General features: G+C 66.0%; 15 protein-coding genes. 9 read left to right on the top strand and 6 right to left on the bottom strand.

What is annotated here, in order from left to right; all coding sequences use genetic code 11:
* Nucleotides 1-10: 10 nt before the first annotated feature.
* From fdhF to ET21_RS0119830, 5 genes are all read right to left on the bottom strand, one after another.
* Nucleotides 11-2,857 (bottom strand): formate dehydrogenase subunit alpha, encoded by a 2,847-nt coding sequence (fdhF, locus tag ET21_RS0119850; RefSeq protein ID WP_030541030.1) that lies wholly within the window; start codon nt 2,855-2,857, stop codon nt 11-13.
* Nucleotides 2,854-4,443, bottom strand: coding sequence for an NADH-quinone oxidoreductase subunit NuoF (locus tag ET21_RS0119845; RefSeq protein ID WP_030541029.1), 1,590 nt, complete (start codon nt 4,441-4,443; stop codon nt 2,854-2,856). Before ET21_RS0119845 ends, fdhF begins: the two co-directional genes overlap by 4 nt.
* The gene (locus tag ET21_RS0119840; protein WP_030541028.1) at nt 4,440-4,892 is read right to left on the bottom strand and encodes a formate dehydrogenase subunit gamma; all 453 of its coding nucleotides are present in this window, start codon (nt 4,890-4,892) and stop codon (nt 4,440-4,442) included. The genes ET21_RS0119845 and ET21_RS0119840 overlap by 4 nt, the downstream gene beginning before the upstream one ends.
* Before the next feature lie 96 nt (nt 4,893-4,988).
* Entirely contained in the window at nt 4,989-5,891 is a 903-nt protein-coding gene (locus ET21_RS0119835) for a LysR family transcriptional regulator (RefSeq protein ID WP_030541027.1), read from the bottom strand.
* 67 nt (nt 5,892-5,958) lie between these two features.
* On the bottom strand, nt 5,959-6,420 hold the full coding sequence (locus ET21_RS0119830) for a MarR family winged helix-turn-helix transcriptional regulator (RefSeq protein WP_030541026.1): 462 nt from the start codon (nt 6,418-6,420) through the stop codon (nt 5,959-5,961).
* Nucleotides 6,421-6,495: 75 nt separating this feature from the next.
* Between ET21_RS0119830 and ET21_RS0119825 the strand changes: the two genes are divergently transcribed.
* The 6 genes from ET21_RS0119825 to ET21_RS0119800 all read left to right on the top strand — a co-directional run bounded on the left by ET21_RS0119825 (nt 6,496) and on the right by ET21_RS0119800 (nt 14,189).
* Entirely contained in the window at nt 6,496-7,947 is a 1,452-nt protein-coding gene (locus ET21_RS0119825; RefSeq protein WP_051768260.1) for an aldehyde dehydrogenase, read from the top strand.
* Nucleotides 7,948-8,068: 121 nt separating this feature from the next.
* The gene (locus tag ET21_RS0119820) at nt 8,069-8,929 is read left to right on the top strand and encodes a p-hydroxycinnamoyl CoA hydratase/lyase (RefSeq protein WP_030541024.1); all 861 of its coding nucleotides are present in this window, start codon (nt 8,069-8,071) and stop codon (nt 8,927-8,929) included.
* A 201-nt stretch (nt 8,930-9,130) separates the two neighbouring features.
* The gene (locus ET21_RS0119815; protein WP_030541023.1) at nt 9,131-11,281 is read left to right on the top strand and encodes an acetate--CoA ligase family protein; all 2,151 of its coding nucleotides are present in this window, start codon (nt 9,131-9,133) and stop codon (nt 11,279-11,281) included.
* Between the two features lie 99 nt (nt 11,282-11,380).
* Nucleotides 11,381-12,271 carry an amidohydrolase family protein gene (locus ET21_RS0119810; RefSeq protein WP_030541022.1) on the top strand — a complete coding sequence of 297 codons (891 nt, stop codon included), beginning with the start codon at nt 11,381-11,383 and terminating at the stop codon, nt 12,269-12,271.
* Nucleotides 12,268-12,828, top strand: coding sequence for a DUF3237 domain-containing protein (locus tag ET21_RS0119805; RefSeq protein WP_030541021.1), 561 nt, complete (start codon nt 12,268-12,270; stop codon nt 12,826-12,828). The genes ET21_RS0119810 and ET21_RS0119805 overlap by 4 nt, the downstream gene beginning before the upstream one ends.
* Before the next feature lie 47 nt (nt 12,829-12,875).
* Complete coding sequence (locus ET21_RS0119800) at nt 12,876-14,189, top strand: MFS transporter (protein WP_030541020.1); 1,314 nt, start codon at nt 12,876-12,878, stop codon at nt 14,187-14,189.
* A gap of 42 nt (nt 14,190-14,231) precedes the next feature.
* Here the strand turns inward: ET21_RS0119800 and pobA are convergent, their stop codons facing one another.
* Nucleotides 14,232-15,401 carry a 4-hydroxybenzoate 3-monooxygenase gene (pobA, locus tag ET21_RS0119795; RefSeq protein WP_030541019.1) on the bottom strand — a complete coding sequence of 390 codons (1,170 nt, stop codon included), beginning with the start codon at nt 15,399-15,401 and terminating at the stop codon, nt 14,232-14,234.
* Nucleotides 15,402-15,511: 110 nt separating this feature from the next.
* Here pobA and ET21_RS0119790 point away from each other — a divergent pair, with 110 nt between their 5' ends.
* The 3 genes from ET21_RS0119790 to ET21_RS0119780 are packed head-to-tail and all read left to right on the top strand — an operon-like array spanning nt 15,512 to nt 16,813.
* Nucleotides 15,512-16,393: a helix-turn-helix domain-containing protein gene (locus ET21_RS0119790; RefSeq protein WP_030541018.1), complete on the top strand. Its 882-nt coding sequence runs from the start codon at nt 15,512-15,514 to the stop codon at nt 16,391-16,393.
* A complete protein-coding gene (locus ET21_RS0119785; RefSeq protein ID WP_030541017.1) occupies nt 16,393-16,596 on the top strand; it encodes a hypothetical protein in 204 nt (67 codons plus the stop codon). The genes ET21_RS0119790 and ET21_RS0119785 overlap by 1 nt, the downstream gene beginning before the upstream one ends.
* Complete coding sequence (locus ET21_RS0119780; RefSeq protein WP_021237528.1) at nt 16,586-16,813, top strand: hypothetical protein; 228 nt, start codon at nt 16,586-16,588, stop codon at nt 16,811-16,813. Before ET21_RS0119785 ends, ET21_RS0119780 begins: the two co-directional genes overlap by 11 nt.
* Nucleotides 16,814-16,827: the final 14 nt, after the last annotated feature.

Here is a 16,827-nt window from a genome sequence, read left to right as displayed (position 1 = left end):
GCCCGCCATCCTATTCCGCCGCCTCCAGCGGCGCAATGCGCCTGCTGTTGCGCGCCTGGGCCGCATAGTCCTGCTGCCATTCGCTGGGACCGTTGGAGGCGGAGACCTGCACCGCCGTCACCTTATATTCCGGGCAGTTGGTCGCCCAGTCGGAAAAGTCGGTAGTGATGACGTTCGCCTGCGTTTCGGGATGGTGGAAGGTCGTATAGACGACGCCGGGCGCGACCCGTTCGGTGATGAGCGCGCGCAAGGTCGTCTCCCCCGCCCGGCTGCGCAGCGTCACCCAGTCGCCATCCTTCAGGCCCCTGTTCTCCGCATCGCTCGGATGGATTTCCAGCCGGTCTTCCGGGTGCCAGGCCGTGTTGCCCGTCCGCCGCGTCTGCGCGCCGACATTATATTGGCTGAGGATGCGCCCCGTGGTCAGCAGCAGCGGGAAGCGCGGGCCGGTCTTCTCATCGGTCGGCACATAGCCGGTGACGACGAACTTGCCCTTGCCCCGCACGAAACCGTCTATGTGCATGGTCGGCGTCCCGGCGGGCGCGGCTTCGTTGGCGGGCCATTGCAGCGATCCTTCCGCCTCCAGCCGGTCATAATTCACGCCCGCGAAAGTCGGCGTCAGCGCCGCGATTTCGTCCATGATCTGCGATGGATGATCATAGGTCCAGTTCAGCCCCATGGCGTTGGCGACCAGCTGCACGATTTCCCAATCGGCATAGCCGTTGAGCGGGGCCATCACCTTGCGCACCATCTGGATGCGCCGTTCGGCATTGGTGAAAGTGCCGTCCTTTTCCAGAAAGGTCGATCCGGGCAGGAAGATATGGGCATAGTTGGCGGTTTCGTTGAGGAACAGGTCCTGCACCACCACGCATTCCATCGCCGCAAGGCCCGCAGCGACATGGTGGGTGTTGGGGTCGGATTGCAGAATGTCCTCGCCCTGAATGAATATGCCCTTGAAACGGCCATCGGTCGCGGCGTCGAGCATGTTGGGAATGCGCAGGCCCGGTTCGGGATCGAGCCTTACGCCCCAGGCGCGTTCGAACAGTCCCCGCGTCGCACCGTCCGAGACATGGCGATATCCGCTGAACTCATGCGGGAAGCTGCCCATGTCGCAGGCGCCCTGTACGTTATTCTGGCCGCGCAGCGGGTTCACGCCCACGCCTTCGCGCCCGACATTGCCGGTGGCCATGGCAAGGTTCGCGATGGCCATGACGGTCGAGCTGCCCTGGCTATGTTCGGTAACGCCCAGGCCATAATAGATCGCCCCATTGCCGCCCGTGGCGTAAAGGCGCGCGGCGGCGCGCACCTCCTCCGCCCTGACGCCGGTCAGCGGCTCGATCGCTTCGGGGGAGCGGGCGGGTTCCGACACGAAATCCGCCCAGTCCTGAAACTCGTCCCAATCGCAGCGCGCGCGAATGAACGCTTCGTCATAGAGCTTTTCGGTCACGACCACATGGGCGAGCGCGGTCAGCATGGCGACATTGGTGCCGGGGCGCAGGGGAAGATGATGTTCCGCCTGGACATGGGGCGACTTCACCAGGTCGGTGCGGCGAGGATCGATGACGATCAGCTTCGCGCCCTGCCGCAGCCGCTTCTTCATGCGCGAGGCGAAGACCGGATGCCCGTCCGTCGGATTGGCGCCGATGACCAGGATCACGTCGGCCTTCATCACGCTGTCGAAATCCTGCGTCCCGGCGGAGGTGCCGAAGGTCTTGCTGAGCCCATAGCCGGTCGGCGAGTGGCAGACGCGCGCGCAGGTATCGACATTATTGTTGCCGAACCCCTGGCGGATCAGCTTCTGGACCAGGAAGGTTTCCTCATTGGTGCAGCGGCTGGAGGTGATGCCGCCGATGCTGCGCGTGCCATATTTCGCCTGGATGCGGCGGAACTCGCTGGCGGTATGGGCGATCGCTTCCTCCCACGACACTTCGCGCCACGGTTCGTCGACCGACGCGCGGATCATGGGATTGAGGATGCGGTCGCGGTGCCGGGCATAGCCCCAGGCGAAGCGGCCCTTGACGCAGCTATGGCCGCGATTGGCCTTGCCTTCCTTCCACGGCACCATGCGCACCAGTTCTTCGCCCCGCATTTCCGCGCGGAAGGTGCAGCCGACGCCGCAATAGGCGCAGGTGGTGACGACGGCGCGGTCGGGCGTTCCGGTTTCGACCACCTTCTTTTCGATCAGCGAGGCGGTCGGGCACGCCTGCACGCACGCGCCGCAGGACACGCATTCGGAACCAAGGAAGCTGTCGTCCTGCGAAGCGGCGACCTTGGAATCGAAGCCCTTCCCCTCGATCGTCAGCGCGAAGGTGCCCTGCACCTCCTCACAGGCGCGCACGCAGCGGGAACAGACGATGCACTTGCTGGGATCGAAGTCGAAATAGGGGTTCGACTGGTCCTTGAGCTGCCCCATGTTGGTCGCGCCGTCATAGCCGTAGCGCACATCGCGCAGGCCGACCGCCCCGGCCTGATCCTGCAATTCGCAATCGCCATTGGCCGCGCAGGTGAGGCAGTCGAGCGGATGGTCGGAGATATAGAGTTCCATCACCCCGCGCCGCAGTTGCTTCAGCCGGCCGGTCTGGGTGCGCACCACCATCCCATCGGCCACCGGCGTGGTGCAGGATGCGGGATAGCCCGCGCGCCCCTCCACCTCCACCAGGCAGAGGCGGCAGGACCCGAAGCTTTCCAGACTGTCGGTCGCGCACAGCTTAGGGATCGACCCGCCGGTCAGCGATGCGGCGCGCATGATGCTGGTGCCTTCGGGCAGGGTGACGCTCTGACCGTCGATGGTGAGCGTGACCGTTTTGCCGGTCGACAATGCTGGCGGGGTGCCATGGTCGGTTTCGCGGGCAAAGGTCATTCCGCGGCCTCCTTGATGGGCGCGGGCGCGCCGAAATCCTCGGGAAAATGGTCGAGCGCGCTCAGCACCGGATAGGGGGTGAAGCCCCCCAGCGCACAGAGCGAGCCATATTTCATCGTGTCGGCGAGATCGCGCAGCAGGCGGGTCTGCGCTTCGACCGACACATCGATCCGGTCCGGCGCGCGGGAATAAAGGGCTTTTTCCAGCACGCCATTGCGAGAAGGCGCAATCCGCCCTCCCGCGCCTGACTGCGCGGGAGCACGTGCGGCGATGATCCGGTCCATGATCTCCACCCCTCGCGTCGATCCGATGCGGCAGGGGGTGCATTTGCCGCAGCTTTCGGCCGCGCAGAATTCCATGGCGAAGCGCGCCATATGCGCCATGTCCACGCTGTCGTCGAACACGGTGATCCCGGCGTGGCCGATCAGCCCGCCCGCCTGCGCGAAGGCTTCATAGTCGAAGGGCAGGTGGAACATGCCGGGCGGGAAATAGGCGCCCAGCGGCCCACCCACCTGCACCGCCCGCACCGGCCGTCCGCTCGCCGTGCCGCCGCCGATGCCGTTCACAAGCTCGCCCAGCGTAATGCCAAAGCCGATCTCGTACAGCCCGCCATGTTTTACATTGCCCGCAAGCTGCACTGGCATGGTCCCGCGCGACCGGCCGAAACCAACGGCCGCATACGCCTCCGCACCCTCCGCCAGGATGAAGGGCACGGCAGCCAGGCTCAGCACATTGTTGATGACGGTGGGCTGGCCGAACAGCCCCTGCAACGCGGGCAAGGGCGGCTTGGCGCGAACCTGCCCGCGCTTCCCCTCGATACTGTCGAGCAGCGCGGTTTCCTCGCCGCAGACATAGGCGCCCGCGCCTTCGCGCACCTCCAGGGTGAAGGGCGCGACGATGTGCGCCGACGCCTCGATCGCCGCGCGCATGGCGGCGATGGAGAAGGGATATTCGGACCGGATATAGATATAGCCATGGCCCGCGCCCACGGCATGGGCTGCGATCGCCATTCCCTCGATCAGGCAGAAGGGGTCGCCTTCCATCAGCATGCGGTCGGCGAAAGTGCCGCTGTCGCCCTCGTCCGCGTTGCAGACGATGAACTTGGTGGCGGCGGACGCGTCCAGCACCGTCTGCCATTTGATGCCGGTGGGAAATCCAGCCCCGCCGCGCCCGCGCAAGCCCGACGCCTTGACCACATCCACCACCATCTGCGGCGACTGACCGCGCGCCTTTTCCAGGCCCCGCCAGCCGCCATGCGCCGCATAATCGGCAAGGCTCAGCGGATCGATGACGCCGCAGCGGGCGAAGGTGAAACGCTGCTGTCCGGCGAAGAAGGGCAGATCGTCCACCCTGCCCAGCCGCGCGCCATGGGTGCCGTCCAGCACGGCCGCCACATCCTGCGGCCCCACCGGGCCATAGCCGATCCGCCCTTCGTCCGTCTCCACCTCGACCAGGGGCTCGATGCTGAACAGCCCGCGCGATCCGGTGCGCACCACCTCGCACCCCGCCTGCGCAAAGGCGCGCGCGACATCGTCCGCGCCCAGGGCGATGGAGGCCATGTCCCGGCTGATGAACACCCGCGTCATGCCGCCACCTCCGCCGCGATCCGCTCCAGCGCCGCCGCGTCGACCCGCGCCACGGGGCGTCCGTCGACCAGCGCATTCGGGCCGATCGCGCAAAGGCCAAGGCAGTAAACCGGCTCAAGGCTGAGCTGCCCATCGGCGCGCGTTTCCCCCATGGGAACGCCAAGCCGCCGGGCCGCCGCTTCCTCGATCGCCGCCCCGCCGCGCGCCTGACAGCTTTCCGCGCGGCACAGCTTGACGACATGGCGGCCGGGCGCGGCCCTGCGGAAATCATGGTAGAAGGTGATGACCCCATGCACGTCCGCGCGCGACAGGTTAAGCGCCTGCGCTATCGCCGGGACGATGGCATCATCGACATATCCGACCTCTTCCTGAATCGCGTGCAGCAATGGCAGCAGCCTGTCACGCGACTTACCGTGGCGCGCTGTCCATGCGCCGATGAATTCTTCCATTCTACCCTGCCTGTCCGGCCTTTTCGTGCGGCCATGGTGCGGCCTTCGCCAAGTCAGGTCAAATCGATCTAAGCTATCAATGATAGGATCATCCTATCACGTCATGTCGAAACCGGGCGGCAGTCTCAATTCGCGCGCGACGTTCAGCACCGCTTGCGCCAGCGGGCCGAGCGGCGCACTGTCCGGCACGACCACGCCTACCCTGCTGCCTTCGTCCATATCGGGCAGCGGGATCATCCTTGCCCATGCCAGCCCTTCCAGCAGAGCGGCGTGGCTGTCGGGAATGATGGAACATAGCCTGCCATGCTGCACCAGCCCCAGCAGCGCGATATAGCTGTCGGCGGTGACGCGCGGCCGGAGGGCGAGGCCGCGTTCGGCCAGCCGCGAATCCAATATGCGGCGGTTCTGCATGCCCTGATGCAGAAGGCAGAGCGGCAGTTGTGCCAGATCCGCCCAGTCGAGCGGATCGGGAACGGGGATGCCCCCGGCCGCGCTCACCAACATGGTGCGTTCGGAATAGAGCGCCACGGACAGCGCGTGGGCGGGCGGTTCGAAATCGAGATAGGTGATGCCCGCATCCAGTTCGAAAGCCGCAAGGTCGCGCTCGATCTGGCGCGAAGTCAGCGCCCGCACGGAGATGTTGAGGCCGGGATGACGGCTGAGCATCGCTTCGGTCAGGCTGCCGATCACCGGCATGGCGGCGGGTATGGAGCCAAGGCGCAATTCGCCCCTCAGCGGCCCGCGCGCGGTTTCCGCCGCCTGCTCCATCGCTTCGGCCGTGGCGACAAGCTGCCGTGCCCAGGGAAGGATCGCCTCGCCCTCCGCCGTCAGACCGACGAATTTGCGGTCGCGCCGGATCAGCCGCTTGCCGAGTTGCTCCTCCAGGGATGCGATCCCGGCCGACAGGCTGGGCTGCGACACGTTGCAATAGGCCGCCGCCCGCGCGAAATGGCCTTCCCGCTCCAGCGCCAGAAAATATTCGACGAGCCGCGTCTGCATGCCGCCGTCATAGCCGAGCGGAGCCGTTCTTGATAGACAGACGCTGTCAGGGCAGAGCCGGGCCAGCCTATCCCGCAAAATCCTCTTCGCCGTCCGCCGCGATCACCAACAGCGCGTCCCGCAACGCCTGCCTGTCCCGGCCGCCGAGCAGCTTGTCGAACCGCGCCTCATGCGCGTCCATCGCCGCTTCCGCCTCCGCCCGCGCCGCCTCGCCCATCTTCGTCAGCGTCAGCGCCAGCGAACGCCCGTCGACCGGCGACTTTTCGACATAGCCCTTCACCGCAAGCGCAGTGATCAACGGCACCATATTGGCGCGCTTGATCCCCAGCACGCGGCCAAGCTCGCTCTGGATGCAGCCGGGATTGGCGCCGACCAGGATCAGGACCGTGCCTTCGACCGGGCGCAGGCCGATCTCCGCCAGCGCGCTGCCCAGATCCGCCATCATCGCCGAAGACGCCCGCCGCAGGAGGTAGCCCAGCCGTGAAGAGACAGGATCGTGAAACGTCTTCGGGCTGACAAGCTGGTCCATGTCCGTTGCCATAATGCTATTGTTCATAACGATCAATGTTGTTATGGATCATAACAATAATGAAGGAGTCAGGACATGCCTGCATCGGAAATCCTTTTGGTTATCGGTGGCGAATCGCGCGCCGCCGCCTCCACGTTCGAACGCGCCAACCCCGTAACGGGTGACGTCGCCACCCGCGCCGCCGCCGCCAGCGTGCAGGACGCGACCGCCGCCGTCGACGCCGCGCAAGCCGCTTTCCCCGGCTGGTCGGCGCTCGGGCCCGGTGCGCGCCGCGCCGCGCTGTTGAAGGCCGCCGACGCGCTCGATGCCAAGGCCGCCAATTTCGTCAGCGCCATGATGGAAGAAATCGGCGCGACCGAAGGCTGGGCGCGCTTCAACCTGATGCTGGCGAGCGCGATCGTGCGCGAAGCCGCCAGCATCACCACCCAGATCGGCGGAGAGGTCATCCCCTCCGACAAGCCCGGCTGCATTTCCATGGCGATCCGCGAGCCTGCCGGGGTCGTGCTGTCCATGGCCCCGTGGAACGCGCCGATCATCCTCGCCACCCGCGCCATCGCCGTGCCGCTCGCCTGCGGCAACACCGTGGTCCTGAAGGCGTCGGAACAGTGCCCGCGCACCCATGGCCTCATCATCGAGGCGTTCGTGGAAGCGGGTCTTGGCGGCGGCATCGTCAACCTCGTCACCAACGCGCCGCAGGATGCCGGAGAGATTGTCGGCGCGATGATCGACCATCCCGCCGTCCGCCGCGTCAACTTCACCGGCTCCACCGCCGTGGGCAAGATCATCGCCAGGCGCTGCGCGGAAAATCTCAAGCCCGTCCTGCTCGAACTGGGCGGCAAGGCGCCGATGATCGTGCTGGACGACGCCGATCTGGACGAAGCGGTCAAGGCTGCTGCCTTTGGCGCCTTCATGAACCAGGGCCAGATCTGCATGTCGACCGAGCGCATCATCGTGGTGGATGCGATCGCCGACGCCTTCGCTGAAAGGTTCAAGGCGAAAGCCAGCTCCATGGCCGTGGGCGACCCGCGTGAGGGCAAGACGCCGCTGGGCGCGGTCGTGGATACCAGGACGGTGGACCATGTCCGCTCGCTGATCGATGACGCGCTGGCGGCGGGCGCGACGCAGCTTACCGGCGGCGATGCCAATGGCGTGCTGATGCCTGCCCATGTCATCGACAATGTGACGCCCGCGATGAAGCTGTTCCGCGACGAAAGCTTCGGCCCGGTCGTCGGCATCATCCGCGCCCGCGACGAGGCTCATGCGATCGAACTGGCCAACGACACCGAATATGGCCTCTCCGCCTCCGTCTTCACCCGCGACACGGCGCGCGGCCTGCGCGTCGCGCGGCAGATCCAGTCCGGCATCTGCCATGTGAACGGCCCGACCGTCCATGACGAGGCGCAGATGCCCTTCGGCGGCGTCAAGGCATCGGGCTACGGCAAGTTCGGCGGCAAGGCCGGGATCGACAGCTTCACCGAACTGCGCTGGATCACGATCGAGACCGAGCCGGGTCACTATCCGATTTAGCTTACCCGTTCCGTCACCCGGACCTGGGCCGGGGTCCCGCTTCTTCGCCCTCATCGAGCAAAGGCAGCGGGATGCCGGATCAAGTCCGGCATGACGACATTCTCATTGAAGGACCGCAATCATGACCAACATCCTCCAAGTCGAAGGCGTCGAGCAGACCGAACTGGAAACCGTCGCCTTCACCGTCGAAAACGGCATCGCCTGGGTCAGCCTCAATCGCCCGGACAAGCGCAACTGCATGTCGCCGCGCCTCAACCGCCAGATGATGCGCGTGCTCGATGAGCTGGAGTATCGCGACGATGTGGGCGTGCTCGTCCTGACCGGCGAAGGCACGGCCTGGACGGCGGGCATGGACCTTAAGGAATATTTCCGCGAAACCGAAGCGCAGGGCCTGAAAGGCACGCGCGGCGCGCAGCGGGAAAGCTATGGCTGGTGGCGGCGCCTGCGCTGGTATCAGAAACCGACCATCGCCATGGTCAACGGCTGGTGCTTCGGCGGCGGCTATGGTCCACTGTTCGCCTGCGACCTCGCCTTCGCGGCGGAAGAGGCGCAGTTCGGCCTGTCCGAAATCAACTGGGGCATCCTGCCCGGCGGCGGCGCGGCCAAGGTCGCGGTGGAACTGACCAGCTTTCGCAACGCCATGTATCATTCGCTGATGGGCGAGAATATCGATGGCAGGAAGGCCGCCGAATGGGGCTTCGTCAATGAAGCGATCCCCCTCGCCCGGCTCAAGGAACGGGTGACGGAAGTCGCCAATGTGCTGCTGACCAAGAACCCGGTCGCGCTCAAGGCGACGAAGGACGCCATCCGCCGCGTCCGCGAAATGACCTATGACAATGCCGAAGACTATCTGGTCCGCGCGCAGGAAGCAGCCAACAGCTTCGACAATGAAGGCCGCAAGGAAGGCATCAAGCAGTTCATCGACGACAAGACGTACAAGCCGGGCCTCGGCGCATACGACAAGTCCAGGCAGAACGCCTGACAGTCCCTTCATCCTCGGAGTAATGACCCCCTGCCCCGTTCGGGCTGAGCTTGTCGAAGCGTTCCGCTGAGCCAATGGCGAAGCGCTTCGGCTTTGCCTCAGCAGAGCCCTTCGACATTCCACCGAGACAAGTGGCTCGGTGGAACAGGGCGAACGGGGATATCAGGTCATCGCACAACCCATTTCGAAAGCCTGACAGCCATGACGGTCGAAACCATCACAGCCTCTCCCGCAGCAGGCGCAGCCGGTCATTCCCTGGACCGGCTGCTGCGTCCCCGGTCCGTGGTGATCGTGGGGGCATCGGACAAGCCCGGCGCGCTGGGCGCATCGGTGCTGGCCAACCTCGACCGGAACGGCTTTGCCGGCGGCATTCACCTCATCAACCCCAGGTGGGCGGAGATTGCCGGGCGGCCCTGCCTTCCCTCGGTCGATGCCTTGCCGGAGGGCGTGGACGCCGCCGTCCTCGCCATTCCCCGCGCGGCCGTGCTCGACACGATCAGGGGCCTTGCCGCGCGCAAGGTCGGCTCCGCCATCATCTTTTCCGCCGGTTTCGCGGAAGGCGGTGAAGAAGGCCTCGCCGAACAGCGCGAGATCGGCCGCATCGCGGCGGAAAGCGGCATGGTCATCGAAGGCCCCAACTGCCTTGGCATGACCAACTTCATCGACCGCGTGCCGCTGACCTTCGTGGAAACCAGCGTCAAGCCGCTGAAGGGCGGCGCTGGCATCGGCATCGTGTCGCAGAGCGGAGCGATGGCCTGCGTGCTTTCCACCGTGCTGGCGAGCCGCGACCTTGACCTCAGCTTCTCCGTCTCCACCGGCAACGAAGCCGCCAGCGGGGTCGAGGATTATGTCGAATATCTGCTGGAGGACGCCTCCACCCAGGTCATCGCCATGATCGTGGAGCAGTTTCGCAAGCCCCGTCGCTTCCTGGCCGCCGCCGGCCGCGCGCGGGCGCTGGGCAAGACCATCGTCCTCCTCCACCCCGGCAAGTCGAGCGCCGCGCGCGAGTCCGCGGCGACCCACACCGGCGCGATGGCGGGCGATTATCAGTTGATGCGCGCCAAGGTCGCGCGCGCGGGCGCCATCTTCGCCGAAACGCTGGAGGAGCTTGGCGACATCGCCGAAATCGCCCTGCGCTGCCCCGCCATCCCGGCGGGCGGCGTCGCGGTGCTGGGCGAATCCGGCGCTTTCAAGGCGCTGACCCTTGACCTGTGCGAAGATCTGGACCTCGACCTGCCAAGGGTGGATGACGAGAGCGCCCCCGCCCTGCGCGCGGCGCTTCCCGATTTCGTGGGCGTTTCCAACCCGCTCGACATGACGGCGCAGGGGCTGGTCGAACCCGACCTCTACTACCGCACCCTTGCCGCGCTGTTCGGCGACGACCGTTTCGGCAGCGTGGTCGTCGGCATCATTCAGAATGATCCGGTCACCGCCGCGATCAAGCTTCCGCCGATCCTGCGCGCTGTCGAGGAACTGAAGCCGCAAAAGCCCGTCATCTTCGCCGGGCTCGATGAAGGCGCGGACATTACCGCCGCCTATATCGATCAGCTGCGCGCCGATGGCATCCCCTATTTCCCCTCGACCGAACGCACGCTGCGGGCGCTGAAACGCCTTAACGAGCATGCTCGCCGCGATTTCTCCGAAGGCGACAGCTCGCCGCTGCCCGCGCCGGGCCTGCCACAGGCGGGCGGCGTCGTCCCGGAATATCGCGCCAAGCAGATCCTCGGTCCGTTGGGCATCCCCTTCCCGAGGGGCGCATTCTGCACCAGCGTCGAGGAAGCGCTGACCGCCGCCGGACAGATCGGCTATCCGGTCGCGCTGAAGGCGCAATCCGCCCGCCTCAGCCACAAGAGCGACGCGGGCGGCGTCGTCCTCAACCTGCGCGACGCGGACGAACTGCGGGCCGGATGGGACCGCCTCTACGCCAATGTGTCCGCCTATGACGCCGCTCTGACGCTGGAGGGCGCGTTGCTGGAGGGCATGGGCGAGCGCGGGGTCGAACTCATCATAGGTGCGAAAAGCGATCCCGAATGGGGCCCGGTGATCCTGGCGGGCTTCGGCGGCGTCACGGCGGAAATCCTGCAAGATGTGCGCCTGCTCACGCCCGATCTCACGATCGATGCGATCACGGCCGAACTGCACAAGCTCAAACAGTCCGCATTGCTGCGCGGCTTCCGGGGCTCCCCCGCGCTCGACGTCGAAGCGGTGGCGAAGATCATCGCGACCCTGGGCCGGGTGCTGATCGCCGAACCCGCGATCCGCGAGATCGACCTCAACCCCGTCATCGTCTATCCTGAAGGAAAAGGCGCGATCGCGCTCGACGCCCTCATGCTGACGGCGGCGAAGGTATAATTGCACTTACCCCGTTCGTGACGAGCGCAGCCGGGAGACGTCATGCAGCGCTTCTCGACTTCGCTCAAAGCGAACGGGAGTCTAACATTGGGAGGGATCATGGCAGCGGCGCGCGAGGCCTTCGCAAAGCTCAAGGCGATCGACATTCATGTCCACGCCGAGGTAAGCTGCCATGACCCCGAAGACCCGATCTTCGGCGAATTCGCCGACGCCGCCACGCACTATTTCAAGGCCCCGCGCCGCCGCCCGACCATCCCCGAAACAATCGCTTACTACCGCGAGCGGCAGATCGGCTTCGTCATGTTCACCGTGGACATGGAGGCAGGCACGGGCATCAAGCGCATCCGCAATGAGGAGATAGCGCAGGCGGCCGCCGACAATAGCGACATCATGATCGCCTTCGCCTCCATCGACCCGCACAAGGGCAAGCGCGGCGCGATCGAAGCGCGCGACCTCATCGAAAATCACGGCGTGCGCGGGTTCAAATTCCACCCGCCCATCCAGAATTTCGATCCGGGTGACCGCATGGCCTGGCCGCTTTATGAGGTAATCGACCATTACAGGCTGCCGGTCATCTTCCACACCGGCCATAGCGGGATGGGCAGCGGCATGCCTGCGGGCGGCGGCATCCGCCTGAAATATGGCCAGCCGATGCTGGTGGATGACGTCGCGGTCGATTTCCCGGACATGAAGATCATCCTCGCCCATCCCGGCTGGCCATGGACGGATGAATCTCTTTCCATGGCGCTGCACAAGCCCAACATCTTCATCGACCTGAGCGGCTGGAGCCCGCGCTATTTCCCCGAACAGATCATCCGCTACGCCAATGGCCAGCTTGGCCACAAATTCCTGTTCGGGTCCGATTTCCCCCTGATCCCGCCCGGCAAATGGATCGCCGCTTTCGATGAGGCCGGATTCAAGCCGCATCTGCGCGATCCGATCCTGCGGGACAATGCCCTGAACCTGCTGTTTGGAAAGGATGACGCGTGACGAACCCGGTGGAACGCCGTGAGCTGTTGAAGGCGATCCCCGGCGTCGCGCTCGCCAGCACCGCCACATCGGCCGCCGCCGCGGAGCCCCCGGCGCTCGCCGTGCCGCAGCTGACGCTGGCGATGCGGCTGCGCGTGCTCATCGCCCCGCCGCAGGAACTGGGCCTTGTTGATGGCGTGCGCAAGCGTGTCATCCCCATCACAGGCGGCACGGTGGAAGGCCCGCGCCTTACGGGCAAGGTGCTGCCCGGCGGCGCGGACTGGCAATCGATCCGCCCGGACGGCACCGCCGACATCCTCGCCCGCTATTCGATAGAGGCGAGCGACGGCGCGATCATTTCAGTCATCAACCCCGGCTACCGCCACGGCCCCGCGCCCGTCCTGGCGCGCATCGCCGCGGGTGAGGAGGTCGATCCGGCGCTCTATTATTTCCGCGCCACGCCCCGTTTCGAAGTGGCGAGCGAGGGTCCCCACGCCTGGCTGGGGCGCACCGTCTTCGTGTGCACTGGCGGGCGCTATCGCGATCATGTGCGGCTGGACCTTTTCGCGGTGAGCTAAATTCGTGGTGAGCTGAAGAAATATCAAAACAGGGATGGGATTGAGGGATGGCTTCGAACGGCACGGACATCAGGCGCCTTCTGGATGAGGCCCCATTGGGGCGAATGCAGATCGCGGCGATCATCCTCTGCATCCTGCTGAACGCGCTCGACGGGTTCGACGTGCTGGCGATCAGTTTCGCCTCTCCCGGCATCGCCGCCGAATGGGGCGTCGATCGTGCGGCCCTGGGCATCGTCCTGTCGATGGAACTGATAGGCATGGCGGGGGGATCGGTGCTGCTGGGCAATCTGGCAGACCGGATCGGACGGCGGCCAACCATCCTCCTTTGCCTGATCGTCATGGCGAGCGGCATGCTGGCGGCGACCTTTTCCAACAGCGTCGTGTCGCTGTCGGCCGTGCGGCTGGTCACCGGCCTTGGCATCGGCGGCATGCTGGCCTGCACCAACGCCATGGTCGCGGAACTCGCCAATGCCCGCACCCGCAGCCTGGCCGTGGCCCTGATGGCGGCGGGCTATCCGATCGGCGCGATCCTGGGCGGGTCGATCGCCTCCATGCTGCTGGTGGCGGGCGGATGGCGCGACGTCTTCCTGTTCGGGGCGATCGTGACCGGCATCTTCCTGCCGCTGGCATTCTTCCTGCTGCCTGAATCCATTGGCTTCCTGCTGCAAAAGCGGCCGCAAAATGTGCTGGCGAAGGTGAATGCGCTGCTCGTCCGCATGGGGCACAGCGCCGTGGACGCGCTTTCCCCGCCGGATGCCGCCGCGCCCAAAGCCTCCTTCGCCGCCCTCTTCTCCCCCGGCCTGCTGCGGATCACGCTCCTGCTCACGGCATCCTATTTCGCCCATATCATGACCTTCTATTTCATCCTGAAATGGGTGCCCAAGATCGTCGTGGACATGGGCTTTGCTCCTTCGGCGGCGGGCGGCGTGCTGGTCTGGGCCAATGTCGGCGGGCTTGGAGGGGCGCTGCTGCTCAGCATGCTGAGCTGGCGCATTCCCGTCCGGGTCCTGGTGATCGCCGCCATGCTGATATCGGCCGTGATGGTGACGCTGTTCGGTCAGGGCCAGTCCAGCCTGTCCGGGCTGGCGCTTGTCGCCGCCGCCGCCGGTTTCTTCACCAATGCGGCCGTGGTCGGCCTTTATGCGATCATCGCCCAATCCTTCCCCACATCCGTGCGGGGCGGCGGCACCGGCGTCGTGATCGGTATCGGCCGGGGCGGCGCGGCGCTGGGGCCGATCATCGCCGGATTGCTGTTCAGCCTGAATTTCGGTCTGCCGCTGGTCGCGCTGGTGATGGGATGCGGCTCCCTCTTCGCCGCCGCCGCGCTGCTGCTGCTCCGCCCTGCGGCGGCGGCCAAGTAGGATATCGAACGTGCCCCTGCGACGGCGGAGGCACGTTATTTCTTACAGCGGCAACCCCACATAATTCTCCGCGATAGTGGTCTGCGCCGCCACGGAAGATGCGATATAGTCCAGGTCAGCCACCTGCATGCGTCGGTCGAAGGCATCGTTGCCAGGGAAGCGATGCATCAGCATCGTCAGCTGCCAGGAAAAGCGTTCCGACTTCCAGATGCGCGCCAATGCCCGGTCCGAATAGCCCGCGATCCCGTCCGCATCGCCGCGCCGGAAATAGCCGATCAGCGCTTCGGACAGATAATAGACGTCCGACGCCGCAAGGTTCAAACCCTTGGCTCCGGTCGGCGGCACGATATGGGCGCTGTCGCCCGCCAGCATCAGCCGCCCGTGCCGCATCGGTTCGAACACGAAGGACCGCAGCGGCGCGATCGACTTTTCCAGCGCCGGACCGCGCGTGATGCGCGCGCCAGCCTCCGGCCCAAGCCGCACCGCCAGTTCGTCCCACAGCCGGTCGTCGGGCCAATCCTCCACCTTCTCGTCCAGCGGGACCTGGATATAATAGCGGCTGCGCGTTTCCGACCGCATCGACGCCAGCGCGAAGCCATTTTCATGATTGGCGTAGATCAGTTCATGGTTGCACGGCGGCACATCGGCCAGGATGCCGAGCCAGCCGAAGGGATACACCTTCTCATAAGCCCGCGCCACCGATGCCGGGAACGCTTGGCGCGAAGGTCCGTGAAAGCCGTCGCAGCCGCAGATGAACTGCGCGTCGATGCGCTCCGCCTTGCCGTCCTTCACATAGGTGAGGTAAGGCGCATCCCCTTCGACATCGTGCAGCGTCACGTCGCCCGCCTCGTAGATCACCTGCAAGTCGCGTCCGGGCGCCGCATCCATCAGGTCGCGGGTCAATTCGGTCTGGCCGTAGACCATCACCTGCTTCCCCGTCAGCGCCTTGATATCGATGCGGATCAGCCGCTCGCCATCGGCCAGGTTGAAACCGTCATGCGGCAACCCTTCGCGGTGCATCCGCTCGCCCAGGCCCAGCCGGTCCATCAGGTCCGTGGTCGTGCGTTCCAGAACGCCCGCGCGGATGCGTCCCAGCACATAATCGGCGGACGCGCGTTCCACCACCACGACGTCCAGTCCTTCGGCGCGCAGCAAGTGACCCAGCAACAATCCTGACGGTCCCGCGCCGACGATGGCGATCTGCGTTTTCATGAATGTCTCCTCTCCGCTCACTATGCGGGGCATCTTGGCGCAAGCGCTGCTTGCCGGACATGGCGCTACCGGCGTATAAGTTGGACGATCCGTCAGCTTTTCAGGTGGCCATGACCGCACCCGTTCCAACCTTCTATCTCTATGGAGAGCCCCAGCGCGGGGTGGAGGAAGGCTTTGTCCATGTCGAAAGCCTGGACGACCGCTCCCGGCCCAGCGAGTGGACGATCCAGCCGCATGTCCATCGCGACCTCAACCATATGATCCTGATCGCGGAAGGGGGCGGATCGATGCGCGCGGATGGCGGCGCGGTCGCCTTCGACGCGCCGTGCCTGCTGATCATCCCGGCGGGCATCATCCATGGTTTCGTCTGGCACCGCGAATCCCGCGGCTGGGTGACGACCATCGCGGGCAGCTATCTTCAGCTTCTGCTCGATCGCGACGCCGAACTCCAGCCCCTGTTCCAGACGCCACGCGCCGTGCCCGTGCCGGGCGGCGACCTTCAGGAAATGGAAACGGCGATCGAGCGTCTGGGGCAGGAACTCGCCTGGTCCGGCCCCGGCCGCCGCGCCGCGGTCGAAGCGCTTCTGCTGTGGCTGATGGTCCAGACGCTCCGCCGCGCCGCTCCGGCCAGCGCGGGCACGGTCACGGGCGGCCGCTCCGCCCGCCTCGTCGCCCGGCTGCGCGAGCGGATCGAGCAGCGCTTCCGCCAGCGTGAGCCCGTCGCCGCCCATGCCCGCGCGCTGGGCGTCAGCGAAACCGCGCTGCGTCAGGCCTGCGCCCGTGTCGCGGGCCTTTCCCCCGCCGCCATGCTGGACGAGCGCGCCCTGCTCGAAGCGCGCCGCCTGCTGCTCTATTCCAATCTTTCGGTTGCGGAGGTGGGCTATGCCATCGGCTTTGAGGACCCGGCCTATTTCTCCCGCTTCTTCGCCCGCCACACCGGCCAGTCGCCCCGTGGCTGGCGCGCGGGCAAGGGCCGGGCTATCAGCGGCTGATGAGCGAGGACATCCGTCAGATTCTCGACCGGTTGAGGGACCGCCCGGACAATCCCGTCGCCCGCGCCCGCCGCATGGTCGAGGCTCATGTGCCGGAGGATCGCAGGGGCCCCGGCTGGGCCCGCCACTGGCGCGAGCTGGAGGCCTATCTGGAACTGCCCGGCCGCTGGATCGGCGGAGAGAGGATCGAAGATGACGGCTGACGGGATCATCGACATGCTCGTCGCCCGGCTGGTCCGCGACCATGGCCGCAGCAAGCATCATTGGCGCAAGGTGATCGGCCGCGTGCGCCTCTACAGCCGCGACACGCATCCGCATTGCAACTGGGCGATCACCCCGGCGGGTTCGGCACAGGAAATCGCCGTTGTCGAGACGCTGATGGACGACCTGCGGATGCGGCATCCGTTGCTGACGGCGTAAACCCTCCCCATCCC

This window comes from Sphingobium sp. DC-2 (genome assembly GCF_000722555.1).
Taxonomy (GTDB): Bacteria; Pseudomonadota; Alphaproteobacteria; order Sphingomonadales; family Sphingomonadaceae; genus Sphingobium; species Sphingobium quisquiliarum.
The sequence above is the reverse complement of the archived record's forward strand: the minus strand, read 5'-3'. Positions and strand labels throughout refer to the sequence as shown.

Bases quoted from the DNA above. Each gene is read 5' to 3' on its own strand.
- ET21_RS0119825 (WP_051768260.1), top strand. From the start codon at position 6,496: ATGCCTGCATCGGAAATCCTTTTGGTTATCGGTGGCGAATCGCGCGCC.
- ET21_RS0119815 (WP_030541023.1), top strand. From the start codon at position 9,131: ATGACGGTCGAAACCATCACAGCCTCTCCCGCAGCAGGCGCAGCCGGT.
- pobA (WP_030541019.1), bottom strand. From the start codon at position 15,401: ATGAAAACGCAGATCGCCATCGTCGGCGCGGGACCGTCAGGATTGTTG.
- fdhF (WP_030541030.1), bottom strand. From the start codon at position 2,857: ATGACCTTTGCCCGCGAAACCGACCATGGCACCCCGCCAGCATTGTCG.
- ET21_RS0119810 (WP_030541022.1), top strand. From the start codon at position 11,381: ATGGCAGCGGCGCGCGAGGCCTTCGCAAAGCTCAAGGCGATCGACATT.
- ET21_RS0119820 (WP_030541024.1), top strand. From the start codon at position 8,069: ATGACCAACATCCTCCAAGTCGAAGGCGTCGAGCAGACCGAACTGGAA.
- ET21_RS0119845 (WP_030541029.1), bottom strand. From the start codon at position 4,443: ATGACGCGGGTGTTCATCAGCCGGGACATGGCCTCCATCGCCCTGGGC.
- ET21_RS0119785 (WP_030541017.1), top strand. From the start codon at position 16,393: ATGAGCGAGGACATCCGTCAGATTCTCGACCGGTTGAGGGACCGCCCG.
- ET21_RS0119840 (WP_030541028.1), bottom strand. From the start codon at position 4,892: ATGGAAGAATTCATCGGCGCATGGACAGCGCGCCACGGTAAGTCGCGT.
- ET21_RS0119800 (WP_030541020.1), top strand. From the start codon at position 12,876: ATGGCTTCGAACGGCACGGACATCAGGCGCCTTCTGGATGAGGCCCCA.
- ET21_RS0119780 (WP_021237528.1), top strand. From the start codon at position 16,586: ATGACGGCTGACGGGATCATCGACATGCTCGTCGCCCGGCTGGTCCGC.
- ET21_RS0119835 (WP_030541027.1), bottom strand. From the start codon at position 5,891: ATGCAGACGCGGCTCGTCGAATATTTTCTGGCGCTGGAGCGGGAAGGC.
- ET21_RS0119830 (WP_030541026.1), bottom strand. From the start codon at position 6,420: ATGGACCAGCTTGTCAGCCCGAAGACGTTTCACGATCCTGTCTCTTCA.
- ET21_RS0119790 (WP_030541018.1), top strand. From the start codon at position 15,512: ATGACCGCACCCGTTCCAACCTTCTATCTCTATGGAGAGCCCCAGCGC.